Genomic DNA, 15158 nt, shown 5'->3' on the forward strand with positions numbered 1-15158 from the left:
TTCGTTCAGTTCATTCGGATAAGGTTGGATTCGGGCCAGGCCGGAGGCAGGTAATCCAGTGCGGAAGCGCGCAGCCCGCCCATGTAGTTCACATGCCAGTCGAAGATTTCCTCCAGATGCGGCGCAGCGACCTTGAGGCGGCGCGCCATGCCGACCAGCAGCGCAAGGCCGTAGGCGACGTCTTCATGAAAGGCGCGGCTGCGCCTGTCGATCAGGTAACCGGCAAATTCTTCCGCCGGCACCAGCGGCGCCTCGATGTCTTCATAGGCACGGTTGGTGCGCAGCACGCCGAGCATGGTGGCCTGGTCGCGGATCTGGTCCTGGTAGGCTTCGATGATTTCCTGCCGCAGCGGCTTGACCGACGACAGGTCGATGCCGAGCCGCTCCTCCAGTGCCTTGCACAGGCGCTGGCTCTCCTCGTCGCAGCGCTCCAGGAAATAAGCGCCCAATTCGGGACAATCCGTCCACCAGCGCAGGCGCGTCGGCAGCGGCCTGCCATGCCATTGCCCGTAGGGACCGATCAGGCCGTACACCACCGAGGGATGCATGATGGGATTGCCCGGCGTGAGCGTGATTTCCAGATAGTCGTCGAGCAGTTCGACAGGCGCCCCGTAGAGCCTTTGCAGGTGGCCGAGCAGCGTCTTGCGCGAAGCTGCGCTTTCGCGCCGGTGCGCGGCGGCGTACAGCCGGCTCTTGGCGCCGCCCATGCGTACCGAGATGCCGGGCTTCAGGTCGAAGGCGGTGTGCGGCACATCCTTCATGCCCCAGATCACCGCATTCGGCCGATCTGCCAAGGCCTTCTCCGCGAGCCAGTCGAAGCCGCAGAAACCGGGAATCGCACCGACATGCACCGGCTTGTCTGCGGGCAGCACCGCTGCAATCGCTTCCAGCAGTCCGGGTCTTGCCTGCGCCGGGACAGTAATGATCACCATGTCGGCATCTCCCATCACTTCCCCGGCATGGCGGGATACCGCATCGAGTCTCGCATGCAATGCCTCGCCGTCGGGCAGCATTGCTGCAAGCGCCCTTCCCTCCCGGTGGCTTGCGATCAGCGCTTCATTCTGCGTAAGCATCGATACCCGCACGCCAGGCAACTGCTTGAACAGGATGGCGTTCAGGTGTCCGGTGCGGCCGCCGCCGCAGATGACGACGTTGAGCATCTCGCTGCCTGCTTCGCTCGCCTGCTTCATGCAACGCTCAGGCGCGGATGCGTGCGCGGCGCCTCTTCCTGGTTGCCGTCGCTCAGCCATCCGTCCAGCTTTTTCCAGATGTCCGGGTCGAGCAGGTTGCGCGACTTCAGCCAATCTTCGTTGAACACCGTATGCAGGTATTTCTCGCCGCCGTCGGCGACCGCGGCAACGACATTGCCGCCGATCAGGCCGCAATGGATGAATTCCAGCGCCTTGTAGATGACGCCGCCGGTGGAGCCGCCGACCAGCAGGCCGGTATGCTTGGCAATGTAGCGCGCCGTTTCGAAGGCTTGCGCATCGGTCACCTGCACGCCCATGTCGATGCAGCTGTAATCGAGCACCAGACCGACCGTGTCGCCCTTGGGCGTGCCGGTTCCCGACTGGTAGTAGGGATGGCCAGGCTGGCCGAAGACGATGGAGCCGTCCGGCTCGACCGCAATGGTGCGTGTATTCGGGTTGTGCAGCTTCAATCCGCGGGCGATGCCGGTCATGGAGCCGCCGGTGCCGACGCAGCCGACGTAGGCATCCACGGGGCCACCGATCTGGTCGACCACTTCGCGCACGAAATCGAAATAGCCGCCGGCATTGGCCACGTTGTCGGACTGGTTCATGAAGACCGAGCCCGGAATCTGGGCTGCGATCTCGGCGGCGAGGCGCTGGCGTTCCACCACGGCCACCTCGTCTTCGCGGTAGCTGCCTTCGACATAGCGAATCTCGGCGCCGAGCGCGCGCATCACGCCGATCTTGTCCTGGGCCGCATGATGGTCGACCACGGCGATGAAACGCAGGCCGAATTCGATGGCCGCGATGGCGAGGCCGATGCCGGTGTTGCCCGACGACGACTCGACGATCACGCCGCCCGGCTTCAGGCGCCCGGACTTGAGCGCCGCGACCACCATGTTGCGGGCCATCCTGTCCTTGATGCTGCCGCCGGGATTGTTCTTTTCTATCTTCAGCAGCAGCCTGGCATTCTTTGCGGGGACCGGCACGCTCAGGATAGGGGTATTGCCGATCAGATCAGTGACCTTGTTCAGGATCATGGTATTCCTCCGTTCAGTCATCAGGGGAGATATGCTGCCGGCCGGCCGCATCGATGGTGAGGACGATGCGGCGCGGCATTGGGTGGCGGTGAAATTCGTTTTCCAGCAGGTCCATCTGGTAGCCTGCGGTGTTGGCATAAATGAGCAGATCGCCGGCGCGGGGTTCGCGCTCGAAAGCGAGCAGACGGTTGGTAATCACGTCGTCGTCGAGGCAGCTGTGCCCGGCGATATAGGCTTGCACCGGGCCGGCCTGCGTAGCATCGTTGCCTTCGGCTGCCGAGATCAGGATCGGATCGACCAGAAATTCGGAATTGAACCAGGTTTCGCAGGCGCTGAAGCTGCTGCCTTCGACGAAGATCGCATGCCCGCCGCCGGCCAGCTGCTTGACGCGGGTGATTCTGAATACCGAGATCGCAGCCTGGTCGGCCAGGCTGCGGCCGGGCTCCAGCGCCAGGATCAGGTCGTTGTCATTGAGCCAGGCGGCCACGGACTGGGTCGCAGTGCAGGGCGACGCGAGCAGGCCATCCAGCCATGCGGATGCATCAAGCCGGTTGCCGTAGGGGTAGAACGACTCCGGCACCTTGGCGTTGCGGTAGTGCTCCTTGCACTGGTATTGCAGGAAGGCGTCATAGTCGTCGCTGTCGACATAGCGCACCGGCATGCCGCCGCCAATGTCGATGATGCGCGGCCGCAGCCCGAGTCCGCTTGCGGTCTCCATCAGGGGCAGGAGTTCGTGCAGCGCTTGTACCCGCGTCTCGACGGCATAGCCGCTCAAGTGGAAATGAAAACCTTCGAAGGTAAAGCGGTCCTTCATTCTCGCTAACTGCTGCAGGCAGGACAGCATGTCTTCTTTGCCCATGCCGAAACGGCTTGCCTCCGACGCGTCCGGCCGGTAGCGAAGCAGCAGGCGCGGCCTTGAGGATGGCGCGATGGTGGCCGAGGATTCGATCAGGTCAGACAATTCTTCCGCCGAATCCACCGAGATGAGCGCTGGGCCGGCAAGCAGTTCCGCATGAAACTCGCTGGTCTTGGCGGGCCCGGTCGCGCACAGGTCCGGCATCTTTGCTCCTGCACGCAGCGCGTCGCGCATTTCATGCAGACTGGAGACGTCCACGCCGATGCCGCACTCGACGGCCGCGCGCACCAGCGCCTGCGACTTGTTGACCTTGGCGCCGTAGTAAATCGCATGCCGGACCCGGTGCGCCTGCAGTACCCGCCGAAACGCCTGCACATTCTGATTGAGCATTTGCGGCAATACGATGTTGAGAGGCGATCCATACTGGTCGGCCAGCTCGATCAAGCTGCCGGGTGATGCCTCGATGAAACCACGGATGGCTTCATCGAGAATCGGCTTGAGCAGTGCCGGCGCATGGGCGCTTGCAGACCTCGGATGATTGACATGTCCGATGTTGCCGATGCCGCTCCGCTGCAAATCGTTCCACATGGATGCCTCCTTCCCTTGGGTTAAAAGTCTACCGATGCCGACAGCAGCAGGGTGCGCGGCGCGCCTTGGGCGAAGCCGCCGTACGATGCCACGCCCGACCAGTAATCGCGGTCGAAGGCATTGAGCACATTGGCACGGAAGGTCGTCGCCTTGCCTGCGATGCGGGTGGCATAACGCGCGCCGAGGTCGACCCGGGTCCACGCCGGCAGGCTCTGCGTGTTGGCCTGGTTCACGTACTGCTTGCCGGTATAGGCCACGCCGCCCGTCAGCGTCAGGCCGGGCAGCCAGGGGGTGTCCCATTCGGCGCCGACATTGGCCTGTACCTCGGGCACGCCGACCGGCGTCTTGCCGAGCGTGGCGGCGCTGTTGGTCTTCGTCAGCTCGGCATCGATCAGGGTCACGCCGCCGAGCAGGCGCACGCCTTTCGCCGCTTCGCCGAACAGGCTGAATTCCAAGCCGCGGTTGCGCTGCTCGGCATCGACGCCGTAGACATTGCCGGTGAGCTGTCCGCTCGGCTTCCTGATCTGGAACAGGCTTACCGTGGCGATCATGCTGCCCTGGTCGAACTTGACGCCCACTTCATGCTGCTTCGCCTTGTAGGGTGCGAACACTTCGCCTGCATTCGCCGCGGTGAGCGGTGCGGCATCGCCCTTGCTCAGGCCCTGGATGTAATTGGTGTAGAGGGAAACATTCTTCCACGGCTGCACCACCAGTCCGAACAGCGGCGTGACCGCGCTCTTGTCGTAGGACGAGGTGATGGCGACGTTGGCCGGGTTGAAGTTGTCGGACTCGACCTGCTGGCGGCGCGCGCCGAGCGTCAGCAGCACGCTGTCGTTGAGCATCGACAGCGTGTCGGTCAGCGCCACGCCGGAAAGCCGTGTTTCGGAAATCGTGGGCACCGAGGCGGGCGCCGCGACGAACGGCGTTGCCGTGTAGCGCGGTGCGTAGAGATTCGACAGCACCGTGGGACCGTTGACCGAGCCGCGGTCGAGCTGGTCGCGGTAGCGGCTGGCCTGCAGGGTCACGGCGTGCTGCACCGTGCCGGTAAGGAAGCGGCTGCGCAGGCCGACGTCGGCGCTGGAACGGTCCACATCGAACTTGAAATAGCCCGGCGTATTGCGGGTGTCGCCGGCGGCATTGATGATGGTCGGCGTGCCGAACAGGCGGGACACATCGGTCTTCGCGCCGCCGGCATTGGCGAACAGCGTCAGCTGGTCGTTGACATCGTATTCGGTGCGCAGCAGCAGGGCGCGGTCTTCAACCTTGCCCCACTCCCACGGCTGGGTGACATTGCTCTTGCCGCTCGGTGCGGCGGGAATGGCGATCGAGGCATCGGCGAGGAATGGCCGCGACGGTGCATCGAAGCGCTCCCGCTGGTCGAGCACGTCGAGGCTGGCCCGGAAGCGCTCGCCCTGATAATCCAGGGCGACGGAGCCGACGGTGGCCTTGCGCTCCTGGTTGTCCACCGGCGTATCGCCCTGGCGGTGGCTGCCGTTGAAGCGGATGCCGAATTCCTTGCTCTCGCCGAAGCGCCGGCTGGCGTCGATATGCGCGCCGCCCTGCCATCCGGAAGAGGCTTCCAGCGTCAGGCGCGTCAGGTCTTCCGCGCCGGCACGCTTGGGCACGATGTTGATCACGCCGCCGATGCCGCTGTTGGGCGACATGCCGTACAGCAGCGCGGCCGGTCCCTTGAGCACTTCGACGCGCTCGGCGTAATCCGAGAAGATCCGGTAGTTGGGCGCCACGCCGTACTGGCCGTCGAACGCGATCTCGCCCACGTTGCCTTCGCCTATCGGAAAGCCGCGGATATAGAAGGCGTCGAGGATGCCGCCGACATTCGCCGTCGAGCGCACCGAAGGATCGCGCGCCAGCACGTCGGCGGCCGTTGCAGCCTGCTGGTCGCGGATCATCTGCGAGGTATAGCTGCTGATGCTGAAAGGCGCCTTCATCACATCCTGATTGCCCAGAACGCCGAGCCGTCCGCCTCGCGCCACCTGGCCGCCGGCGTAGGCTTGCGGCAGGCTCTCGGACCGGTCGGCTGTCACGCGCACGGTGGGAAGGACAGTGGCGGACGGCTCGGACGCGGCGGAAGCAGGCGCATCGGCGGATTGCGGCGCGGATTGGGTCTGTGCCTGCGCGGCGCAGCCCAGACCGAGGAGTCCGGCGGCGGCAATGCGCGCGGCAAGCGCAAGCGGCTTGAGCCGCGATGGCGCAGCGGCGATTGAATTAAACAGGTTTGAAACAGCGGCGGTATGGGCGGCAGCGGCGGCAAATGGCTTCGGCATGATTGCGAGTCTTTTCGTTTTTTTAGGTTGGACACAATGCATGCAGGGAAACGCCGTGAAGGCGCATGCCTCCCTCTGCGGCAGCCGCAAGGGGAATAAGGACATGCGTGAGGCAAATGAAGGAGACTCACTGCCAGCCGGTGAAAGTCGCATGTTGCGCTTCCATGCAAGACATCAATACACGCGGCTGGCAGCTCTTCGGAGAAGAAGGCAGGCTGGCTATGAGCGATACTGGATACTGAATTTGGGATTAGCCGTGCGGCGGGAAAAACCGCCGTGCGGGCAGTCGCCGACCAGTGAGACGATCATAGATCAAATAAGAATCATTCGCAATAACTTCGATGATAAAAAATTATCGCTTTGTTTGCAGCTTCGGACGGCGATGCAACTCGCTATCTATCCCAGATCCGCATTCGCCGAAACGGCGATAATCCTGAAAGAACTTAACCGGACTCATGTATTCAGAAAAATGAAGCTGGCCATATTGCCGCTTTCCTGGCGTCATCGACCGCCATTGACCCTATCGACGAGAATCCCCAAATGAACACGGCCCCGCCTGTCGTACGCAGCCTGCTGGAAAACGACCTGTACAAGTTCACGATGTGGCAGGCGATGCTGCATCGCCATCCCGATGCCCAGACGGAGTATGTCTTCGCCTGCCGCAATACGCCGGAGTATCCGCTGGCGGACTTGAAGGACGACGTCGAGCGCGAGCTCGATCATCTGTGTGCGCTTTCCTTCCGCGAAGAGGAGCTGGAGTATCTGCGCGGCCTGCGCTTCATCAAGAGCGATTTCGTCGACTTCCTCGCCGTCTTCCATTTCCAGCGCAAGTTCATCCGCGTGGAAACCGACGGCCCGGCGCTGCGCATCGTTGCCAGGGGTCCGCAAGTGCACGTGATGGCCTTCGAGATCTTCGTGCTGTACATCGTCAATGAGCTCTATTTCCGGCGCTTTCCCCAGGAGCCGGCCATTGAAGAGGGCCGCCGGCGCCTGACCGCCAAGATCGCCATGCTCAGGGAATTCGGCAAGGAACCCCAGGGACGCCAGCCCTTTGAATTCTTTGATTTCGGCGTGCGCCGCCGCTTCTCCGGCGCCTGGCAGGAAGAAGTGGTGGCCACGCTGGCGCGCGAGGTGCCCGAATTCTTCAAGGGCACCTCCAACGTTTACCTCGCGATGAAATACAACTTGGTGCCGATCGGAACCATGGCCCATGAATACCTGCAGTCCTACCAGGCCTTCGGCGTGCGGCTGCGCGATTTCCAGAAGGCGGCGCTGGAAGACTGGGTACAGGAATACCGCGGCGATCTCGGCACCGCGCTGACCGACGTGGTCGGCATGGATGCCTTCCTGGCCGACTTCGATCTCTATTTCGCCAAGCTCTTCGACGGCCTGCGCCATGATTCCGGCGACCCTTTCGAATGGGGCGAAAAGGCGCTGGCGCACTATGCGAAGCTGCGCATCGACCCGATGACAAAGCGCATGGTGTTTTCCGACGCGCTCGATTTTCCCAAGGCCTTCGCGCTGTACCGCCATTTCCGCGACCGCACGCTGACCGGCTTCGGCATCGGCACCAATCTCAGCAACGACACCGGCCACAAGACGCTCAATGTCGTGATGAAGCTGGTCGCCTGCAACGGCCAGCCGGTGGCGAAACTGTCGGATTCGCCCGGCAAGACCATGGCGACGGATGAGACTTTTCTTGCTTATCTGCGGCAGGTGTTTTCGTATGTGGCGCCGAAGGGGGATGGGGAGAAGTCGTAGGGGTGCGAGCAGTGCTTGATTTGCATAAGCGTCATTGCACTCTCTGGCAAGTTACGGCGAAGACAGAAGTATAAAAAACGTTCCTCCCCTTTCAAGGGCGGCCGGCGAGGTGGGAGGGTCGGGGTGGGGAAGGGTTTAAACGCATGCATAAAACCCATCCCCACCCCGACCCTCCCCTTGAAGGGGAGGGAGCAGGAGTTCTATAACGCATGTGAAATTTCTATGCACCAGCGAGTTCAAGCCGCCCTCACCGAACCACCACCGGTACACTCCCCAACCCGCTCCGCTGCAACCACGCAAAAATCGAATCAACCGTCACCGTCTCGATGCGATCCGAAAAGCGCTTCGCCGAAGGATGATCATCGAACGCGACATTGGCCGCGCTAATTCGTCCGCCGAGGCGGGTCAACGCATCGATCCTCAGTTCGGACGGCTCATACCCGTGCAGCTGCAGCCAGGCCTGCGCCTGCAGCCGGGTGCCGATATTGGGCGCCATTGCCAGCGCCATCGTTTCGATCACCCACTGGTTGGACTGCTGGTACTTCTGCCCCCAGGCATAACTCACGATGCTGTAGGGCTTGACATGCAATGCCAGCGCTTCGTCCCGCTTCATCAGGAGAGCATGCAGTTTTTCCTGCACCTGCGCATTCGGAGCGATGAACGCGCCTTCATACCGCCAGGGGTCGTCGAGAAAGAATTCGCCCAGCCCCTGCAGGTAAAGGGCAGCGTCGCTGGTGCCGCACTGGTTGAGCTTGTGCAGCACGCGCCAGGCATGACCGCCCTGGCCATCAGGCTGTCGGTAGGCGATGCCCAGGTGGGAATAGCGCAGGCCGTATCTGCTCAGGTCCTGCCCGGCGCGCGCGAGAAGCACCACCTGGTGTCCGCTGCGGTCGAGCTGCTGCATCGTGCGCTCGGCGAGCGCCATGCCGCGCGTGATGTTCTGCACCGTGGGGCGGTTTTCCTCGCAGCTGCGGCCGGCTTGGGCCTGTGCCGTCATGACCGCGCCGGTGATGGCGAGCAGAAGCGGCATGATCAGTTTTCGCATGATGGCTCCGGCTCTCAGTAAGTCAGGCGTTCGTTGTGCAGCAGGGCCTTGCCGATGGCGTTCGGCACGAAAGCGATCACTTGGCCGGCGGCGGACAGGATCGCACCGCTGGCAATCACGGTAACGCCCACCGCCGAGCCGGCCGCCAGCGTGGAAGCAGCCAGTCCGGTGCCGGCGATTTCCATGCTGACCGCGGCGCCATCGGAAAGCCGCTCCAGCACCAGCGCCGTGCCCCTGGCGGTGCTTTCCACGGTCTTGACCACCAGTACCGCGCCGCTGGTCGACAGCGCAACCGGCAGCATGACCGCCGATGCAGCCGCGGCACTTGCGCCGACCGCCACCGATGCCAGCGGCAAGGCGGAGATCGCGCTGATGGCCGAAGCATCGTTATGCGCCCTTGCAGGCAGGGTCAGCGTTGCAGCGGCCAGCGCCAGCGTGGCCAGAGGGATGCGGAAGGACTTGATGAACATGGCATTGCTCCTGTTGATTGAATTCCTGTTGGTTGAATCGGTTTGGTTTTCTTATTGCGTCTGTTGCGTGCTCTGGCGCTCGGCGCGCTGCTCCAGCAGATCGGCCTCGTGGCGGTCGCGCAGGGTCTTGGCGAGCGTGAAGGCGCTGGAAATCAGGTAGAGCCAGCTCACGCCGAGAAAGGCCTTGTAGGTATCGTTGATTTCCATGCGCACCATGCCCCAGGCGGTCAGCGCCATCGCCAGGAAGAAGCCGCCCCAGACCACGTAGCGGAACATCGGGCTGTCGACGGCCTTGCCGCGCAGGCGGTTCCTTTCATTGTCGCGGACATGCTTGGCCAGCACGAAGACGTTGGTCAGGCAGAACAGGTAACCCATGACCATGAACGCCCTGTCGAGATCCTTGCCCGGCAGGTAGGCGAGGCCGACGGCGCACAGAAAGACGGCGGCTCCGAAGGACACCCAGACTTGCAGGATCCAGGCACGTGTATCGCGTTGATGAGTGACTTGCATGTTGCGCTCCCCTCTTGCTTGATTGACGATGAACGCAGTGTCGCAGGGAGGCGTGTGAAAGTCTAAATATACGATGCCAGTACTGAATATGCCAACCAAAAGCATCGTTTTTTAATACTTTAATGCCGATATAGGCAAGTAATACGCTCGTTGAGTCGTGAAAGACCCCGAAGTAAGAGGACTCTTGATAGTGCGCGCATGAGTATCGTCAACTTTAAAAACTATTGAAATATTTTAATAAATCAATTTTACCTATTAGAGGCTCTCCTTAATAATCGCCCTCGGTATCAACGAAACGCAGACAAGCTGCAGCCCACAATAAACATCAACCGAGGACAAGATGAACAAACTGACCACCGCCGCAGGCGCTCCCGTCGCCGACAACCAGAATTCCCTTACCGCGGGCGAGCGCGGCCCGATGCTGCTGCAGGATGTGTGGTTTCTCGAAAAGCTGGCGCACTTCGACCGCGAAGTCATCCCCGAGCGCCGCGTGCATGCAAAGGGTTCGGGCGCCTATGGCACGCTGACCATCACCAGCGACATCAGCCGCTATTCCAAGGCGAAGCTGTTCTCGCAGGTGGGCAAGAAGACCGATCTGTTCCTGCGCTTTTCCACCGTCGCTGGCGAGCGCGGCGCGGCCGATGCCGAACGCGACGTGCGCGGCTTCTCGGTCAAGTTCTATACCGAGGAAGGCAACTGGGACATCGTCGGCAACAACACGCCGGTCTTCTTCCTGCGCGACCCGCTCAAGTTTCCCGACTTCATCCATACGCAAAAGCGCGATCCTAAGACCAACATGCGCAGTCCAACCGCGGCCTGGGATTTCTGGTCGCGCCATCCGGAATCGCTGCACCAGATCACCATCCTGATGAGCGACCGCGGCCTGCCGCAGAACTACCGCCAGATCCACGGCTTCGGTTCGCACACTTTCTCCTTCATCAACGCCGCCAACGAGCGCTTCTGGGTGAAATTCCACTTCAAGTCGATGCAGGGCATCGCCAACTGGACCAATGAAGAAGCGCTGGAAGTGATCGGCCGCGACCGTGAATCCGCGCAGAAGGATTTGTTCGACAATATCGAGCAGGGCAATTTCCCGAAGTGGCGCATGTGCGTGCAGGTCATGCCCGAGCGCGATGCGGCGACCTATCCGATCAATCCCTTCGACCTCACCAAGGTGTGGCCGCACAAGGATTACCCGCTGATCGAAGTCGGCATCCTGGAACTGAACCGCAATCCGGAAAATTATTTCGCCGAGGTCGAACAGGCGGCGTTCACGCCGGCCAACGTGGTGCCCGGCATCGGCTTCTCGCCGGACAAGATGCTGCAGGGCCGCCTGTTCTCGTACGGTGACGCGCACCGCTACCGCCTGGGCGTGAACCATCACCAGATCCCGGTGAACGCGCCGCGCTGCCCCTTCCACAACGGCTTTCACCGCGACGGCGCGATGCGCACCGACGGCAATCTCGGCGGCCGTCCAAACTATGAACCGAACCGTTTCGGCGAATTCGCGCAGGACGCCAATGCGGCGGAACCGGCGCTGGCCGTGTACGGCGCGGCAGACCGCTACGATCATCGTGCCGACGGCGACTATTACAGCCAGGCCGGCGCGCTGTTCCGCCTGATGGATGCGTCGCAGAAGCAGCAGCTGTTCAGCCATATCGCCGCTTCGATTGCAAGCGTTCCGGAAGAGATCAAGCGCAGGCAGCTCGAGCATTTCGCCAAGGCCGATGCGGAGTATGCGGCTGGCGTGGCCAAGGCATTGGGCATGCCGCATGAAAAGTCTGACCACGCTGCTATAGTCAGGCGAGGATGAAAGGAAAGCCGGAGGGCCGGCGGGTAACCGCCGTTCTCTTGCGTTGGCGGCGCAGACTGCATGCCGTGGACACGGTCGTCGTCCGCCTCCCGGTATTGGTGCCGTTCCAAGGTAAGGGTTTCGGCTCTCTTGTTGCCTCAAATTCCTGTCCGGCCCGGCATTGGCGGGCGGGTTCGATCGGCGTGAGACGATCCAACGCACATTAACAAAGAATCAACCGGCCATCACATGCTGCCCTCCGTCCACTGGTATCACCGTGCCGGTTAACATTTTTCCGCCGTCCCCGACCAGGTATGCTGCCAGTGCGCCGACGTCATCGATACCGGCCAGACGCTTCTGCGGAGCCTGCGCGGCCGCTCGTTCCAGCAGTTCATCAAAGCGATCGAGACCGCTGGCTGCTCGCGTGCGCATCGGCCCAGGCGAGATTGCATGCACACGTATATCCTGCGGTCCCAATTCCGCTGCCAGGTAGCGCGCCGTACTCTCAAGTGCAGCCTTGACCGGCCCCATCAAATTGTAGTGCTCGACAACCCGTTCCGATCCATAGAAACTCACCGTGAGCAAGCATCCTCCCTGGCGCATCAACGGTTCAGCCAGCCGTGCAATGCGGATGAAGGAATGACATGACACATCCATTGCCATTGCAAAGCCCGCTGCCGAACAATCCGTGACGCGGCCATGCAAATCCTCCTTGGGTGCATAGGCGATCGAATGCAATACGAAGTCCAGCCCGCCCCATTCCCGTTCGATACGCTCGAACAGCGCTTCGAGCTGACCGGGAATGCGCACATCACATGGTGCAGTGATGGAACAGCCAAGCTCTTCCGCCAGCGGTGCAACAAAGGGCTTGGCCTTGTCATTCACGTAAGTGACCGCCAGTTCTGCACCTGCCACGCGAAAGGCGCGAGCGCAGCCATAGGCGATGGAGTGTTCATTGGCAATTCCCAGTACCAGCCCACGCCGACCGCGCAAGCTGAACGGTGCCGTAACCGATCCCTCCTCCAACGGAGTCAGCCTTGGCGAAGCCGGTCCAGCGGAATGCTCTGTCGACGCCTCGCCTGCTTCTTCGGATCTTGAAGGAAGGCTCCCTGCATCAAGCCGCTCCCGGTAACGCTGACGGTGTGCGACCGCGACTTCCGGCACGTCGATGGCGGGCCGCCGGATTTTTTCCAAGGGCGCAAGCACTTCTGCCGTGCCGGTGACAACGTCTTCGCCTTGCTGATTGGTACAGCGGCAATCAAAGTAAATCACTTTGCGCGCGGCGTCCTTTTCTCTTGCGGTCACGGTGACGGTCACGGTGTCGCCAATCCCGACCGGACGCATAAAACGTAAATTCTGCCCCAGGTAGATCGTGCCGGCACCCGGCAATTTCGTCCCCAGCACCGCGGAAATCAAGGCTCCGGCCCACATGCCATGGCCGACCACCTTGTGGAAGCGATTTCCTGCCGCATAGACCGGATCGAGATGCGCGGGATTGACATCGCCGGATACTGCGGCAAACACCTCAATGTCTTCAGGTAACAGCGTGCGAACGAGTTGTGCGTTGTCACCGATAGCGACTTCATCGAAGGTTCGGTTTTCGACTATTCGAGCATTCATGCAGGCATCCTGGCATTGGTTGAGCGAGGCCACAGGATAATTTTCCGCATTCCTGATGTACTTGATCCAGGTCAGTTTTTTTTGGTAAGTGTTTGTCTATCCTCGACGGATCAGCTTCCCCAAGATTTAGGCCATGGATCACGCACCCTGGAACATGCTCCACCATCCTGAACGGCTTGCCAGTGCCTGGCTCGGTGCCCGCTACAGGGAAAAGTACTCGCCCGATGACCGCAACAAGGATCTGGATCGCATCTTGATGGCGGCGGTTGGAAGGCTTACCGGAGGCATATCGCCGATTGCCCTGTGGATGGCCTACGTCGACTGGATCACGCACCTCCAGCTGTCGCCGTCAAAGCAGCATGAATTGCTCATTGACGGCTGGCATAAAGTCTCAAGGTGGCAAGGGTATGCCTATGACGCCATGCGGCACGCAGATAGCAAGCTTGAACCCTGCGTGGACCCTCTGCCTCAGGACAAGCGTTTCGCCGATCCCGCATGGCAACAGTGGCCATTCAACCTGATGTACCAGGGCTTCCTGATGTCCCAGCAATGGTGGCATCGTGCAACAACAGGAATCAGCGGCGTATCGGAACACCATGAGGAGGTGATGACCTTTGCCGCGCGGCAGCTGCTCGACATGTTGTCGCCATCGAATTTTGCCAGCATGAATCCCGTGGTGATCCACGAAGCGATTCGAAGCCGGGGTCAGAATTTCATTCGAGGAGCCGCAAATGCCGCCAGTAACTGGGTGCATGAGTTTGCATCCAAGCCACGCGATCATGCATTCAAGGTTGGCGAGACACTCGCTGCCACGCCGGGCAAGATCATCTTCCGGAATCGGCTGATCGAACTGATCCAGTACGCGCCGGCATCATCGACGGTGCATGCGACTCCGGTACTGATTGTGCCGGCATGGATCATGAAGTATTACATTCTCGATTTGTCACCGCACAATTCACTGGTGCGCTATCTGGTTGAACAAGGCCACACCGTATTCATGATCTCCTGGAAGAATCCGGACGCCGCCGATCGCGATTTCAACATGGATGACTACCGTACGCTGGGCATCATGGACGCCATCGAGGCCATCTGCAAGGCGACGCAATCGCCCACGCTCCATGCGGTCGGCTATTGCCTCGGCGGCACCTTGCTGTCCATTACCGCCGCGGCGATGGCGCGTGACGGCGATCAACGCCTGGCAAGCATGACCTTGTTCGCATCGCAGGTCGACTTCAAGGAGCCAGGCGAGCTGTCGCTGTTCATCGATGAAAGCCAGGTCGCATTGCTCGAGGCATTGATGTGGGAACAGGGATATCTCGACAGTCGCCAGATGGCCGGGGCGTTCCAGATGCTTCGCTCCAACGACCTCATCTGGTCACGCAGGCTGAATCACTACCTGCTCGGCCTGCCCGAAAAAGTCACGGACCTGATGGCATGGAATATGGACACCACCCGCATGCCCTACCGGATGCATATCCAGTATCTGCGTGACCTGTTCCTCCACAATGACTTGGCCGAGGGCCGTTATAGCGTGAATGGACAGCCGATTGTCTTGTCCGATATTCGCGTGCCGATCTTTGCGGTCGGCACCATCACCGACCATGTCGCGCCGTGGCGATCGACTTACAAAATCCATCTGCTTACCGATACCGAGGTGACTTACTGCCTGACCAGCGGCGGACACAATGCCGGCGTGGTTTCGCCCCCGGGCCATCCCAATCGGCAATACCAGATATCCAGGCACATGCCCAACGATACCTACACCAACCCCGAGGATTGGCATCGCACGACTCCATCGCAGGAAGGTTCATGGTGGCCCGAGTGGGAAACCTGGCTATCCAGCCGGTCGCCGAACCGGCAAAAGCCGCCATCGATGCCGCCTGCCGCATGCGATGCGCCGGGCACTTATGTGTTCCAGCGATAAAAGGCCAGTAGCGTCCATCCATCTTACCGGTATCCTCCGGGACGATCTCCCACAGTCCTGCAGTTGGCCGTCCAGGC

Annotated in this window: 12 protein-coding genes and 1 pseudogene; 4 read left to right on the plus strand and 9 right to left on the minus strand. The window is 61.3% G+C overall.

Annotated features, from left to right (window positions below; genetic code table 11):
• Window positions 1-5: 5 nt before the first annotated feature.
• The 4 genes from IGW03_RS18200 to IGW03_RS18215 are packed head-to-tail and all read right to left on the minus strand — an operon-like array spanning window position 6 to window position 5959.
• Window positions 6-1190: an NAD/NADP-dependent octopine/nopaline dehydrogenase family protein gene (locus IGW03_RS18200; protein ID WP_194723983.1), complete on the minus strand. Its 1185-nt coding sequence runs from the start codon at window positions 1188-1190 to the stop codon at window positions 6-8.
• Entirely contained in the window at window positions 1187-2230 is a 1044-nt protein-coding gene (locus IGW03_RS18205) for a PLP-dependent cysteine synthase family protein (protein ID WP_194723984.1), read from the minus strand. Before IGW03_RS18205 ends, IGW03_RS18200 begins: the two co-directional genes overlap by 4 nt.
• Window positions 2231-2243: 13 nt before the next feature.
• Window positions 2244-3674 carry a Y4yA family PLP-dependent enzyme gene (locus tag IGW03_RS18210; protein WP_194723985.1) on the minus strand — a complete coding sequence of 477 codons (1431 nt, stop codon included), beginning with the start codon at window positions 3672-3674 and terminating at the stop codon, window positions 2244-2246.
• 20 nt (window positions 3675-3694) lie between these two features.
• Entirely contained in the window at window positions 3695-5959 is a 2265-nt protein-coding gene (locus IGW03_RS18215; RefSeq protein WP_228535742.1) for a TonB-dependent receptor, read from the minus strand.
• Between the two features lie 40 nt (window positions 5960-5999).
• Here IGW03_RS18215 and IGW03_RS18220 point away from each other — a divergent pair, with 40 nt between their 5' ends.
• Together IGW03_RS18220 and pncB are read left to right on the plus strand one after the other, a co-directional pair.
• A complete protein-coding gene (locus tag IGW03_RS18220) occupies window positions 6000-6503 on the plus strand; it encodes a hypothetical protein (protein ID WP_194723987.1) in 504 nt (167 codons plus the stop codon).
• Window positions 6500-7720, plus strand: coding sequence for a nicotinate phosphoribosyltransferase (gene pncB, locus IGW03_RS18225; protein WP_194723988.1), 1221 nt, complete (start codon window positions 6500-6502; stop codon window positions 7718-7720). The genes IGW03_RS18220 and pncB overlap by 4 nt, the downstream gene beginning before the upstream one ends.
• 247 nt (window positions 7721-7967) lie before the next feature.
• Here pncB and IGW03_RS18230 read toward each other — a convergent pair whose 3' ends face one another.
• The 3 genes from IGW03_RS18230 to IGW03_RS18240 are packed head-to-tail and all read right to left on the minus strand — an operon-like array spanning window position 7968 to window position 9745.
• Window positions 7968-8765 (minus strand): DUF2145 domain-containing protein, encoded by a 798-nt coding sequence (locus IGW03_RS18230; RefSeq protein WP_194723989.1) that lies wholly within the window; start codon window positions 8763-8765, stop codon window positions 7968-7970.
• A gap of 14 nt (window positions 8766-8779) precedes the next feature.
• Window positions 8780-9235, minus strand: coding sequence for a hypothetical protein (locus tag IGW03_RS18235; RefSeq protein WP_194723990.1), 456 nt, complete (start codon window positions 9233-9235; stop codon window positions 8780-8782).
• Between the two features lie 51 nt (window positions 9236-9286).
• On the minus strand, window positions 9287-9745 hold the full coding sequence (locus IGW03_RS18240; protein WP_194723991.1) for a YiaA/YiaB family inner membrane protein: 459 nt from the start codon (window positions 9743-9745) through the stop codon (window positions 9287-9289).
• Window positions 9746-10085: 340 nt separating this feature from the next.
• Here IGW03_RS18240 and IGW03_RS18245 point away from each other — a divergent pair, with 340 nt between their 5' ends.
• Window positions 10086-11558, plus strand: a complete 1473-nt coding sequence (locus IGW03_RS18245; RefSeq protein WP_194723992.1) for a catalase — start codon at window positions 10086-10088, stop codon at window positions 11556-11558.
• A gap of 213 nt (window positions 11559-11771) precedes the next feature.
• Here the strand turns inward: IGW03_RS18245 and fabI are convergent, their stop codons facing one another.
• Both fabI and IGW03_RS38175 read right to left on the minus strand, forming a co-directional pair.
• Window positions 11772-12530, minus strand: coding sequence for an enoyl-ACP reductase FabI (fabI, locus tag IGW03_RS38170; protein WP_228535755.1), 759 nt, complete (start codon window positions 12528-12530; stop codon window positions 11772-11774).
• A 237-nt stretch (window positions 12531-12767) separates the two neighbouring features.
• A pseudogene (locus IGW03_RS38175) lies at window positions 12768-13157 on the minus strand (MaoC/PaaZ C-terminal domain-containing protein); the annotation flags it as partial.
• Window positions 13158-13290: 133 nt separating this feature from the next.
• Between IGW03_RS38175 and IGW03_RS18255 the strand changes: the two are divergent.
• Window positions 13291-15081, plus strand: a complete 1791-nt coding sequence (locus IGW03_RS18255; protein WP_228535743.1) for a PHA/PHB synthase family protein — start codon at window positions 13291-13293, stop codon at window positions 15079-15081.
• Window positions 15082-15158: the final 77 nt, after the last annotated feature.

It is taken from the genome of Noviherbaspirillum malthae (assembly GCF_015352985.1).
GTDB classification, from domain to species: Bacteria; Pseudomonadota; Gammaproteobacteria; order Burkholderiales; family Burkholderiaceae_D; genus Noviherbaspirillum; species Noviherbaspirillum malthae.

What these genes read in the sequence shown, in the direction of transcription:
- IGW03_RS18200 (WP_194723983.1), bottom strand. Translation starts at nt 1,190, where the DNA reads ATGAAGCAGGCGAGCGAAGCAGGCAGCGAGATGCTCAACGTCGTCATC.
- IGW03_RS18205 (WP_194723984.1), bottom strand. Translation starts at nt 2,230, where the DNA reads ATGATCCTGAACAAGGTCACTGATCTGATCGGCAATACCCCTATCCTG.
- IGW03_RS18210 (WP_194723985.1), bottom strand. Translation starts at nt 3,674, where the DNA reads ATGTGGAACGATTTGCAGCGGAGCGGCATCGGCAACATCGGACATGTC.
- IGW03_RS18215 (WP_228535742.1), bottom strand. Translation starts at nt 5,959, where the DNA reads ATGCCGAAGCCATTTGCCGCCGCTGCCGCCCATACCGCCGCTGTTTCA.
- IGW03_RS18220 (WP_194723987.1), top strand. Translation starts at nt 6,000, where the DNA reads ATGCAGGGAAACGCCGTGAAGGCGCATGCCTCCCTCTGCGGCAGCCGC.
- pncB (WP_194723988.1), top strand. Translation starts at nt 6,500, where the DNA reads ATGAACACGGCCCCGCCTGTCGTACGCAGCCTGCTGGAAAACGACCTG.
- IGW03_RS18230 (WP_194723989.1), bottom strand. Translation starts at nt 8,765, where the DNA reads ATGCGAAAACTGATCATGCCGCTTCTGCTCGCCATCACCGGCGCGGTC.
- IGW03_RS18235 (WP_194723990.1), bottom strand. Translation starts at nt 9,235, where the DNA reads ATGTTCATCAAGTCCTTCCGCATCCCTCTGGCCACGCTGGCGCTGGCC.
- IGW03_RS18240 (WP_194723991.1), bottom strand. Translation starts at nt 9,745, where the DNA reads ATGCAAGTCACTCATCAACGCGATACACGTGCCTGGATCCTGCAAGTC.
- IGW03_RS18245 (WP_194723992.1), top strand. Translation starts at nt 10,086, where the DNA reads ATGAACAAACTGACCACCGCCGCAGGCGCTCCCGTCGCCGACAACCAG.
- IGW03_RS18255 (WP_228535743.1), top strand. Translation starts at nt 13,291, where the DNA reads ATGGATCACGCACCCTGGAACATGCTCCACCATCCTGAACGGCTTGCC.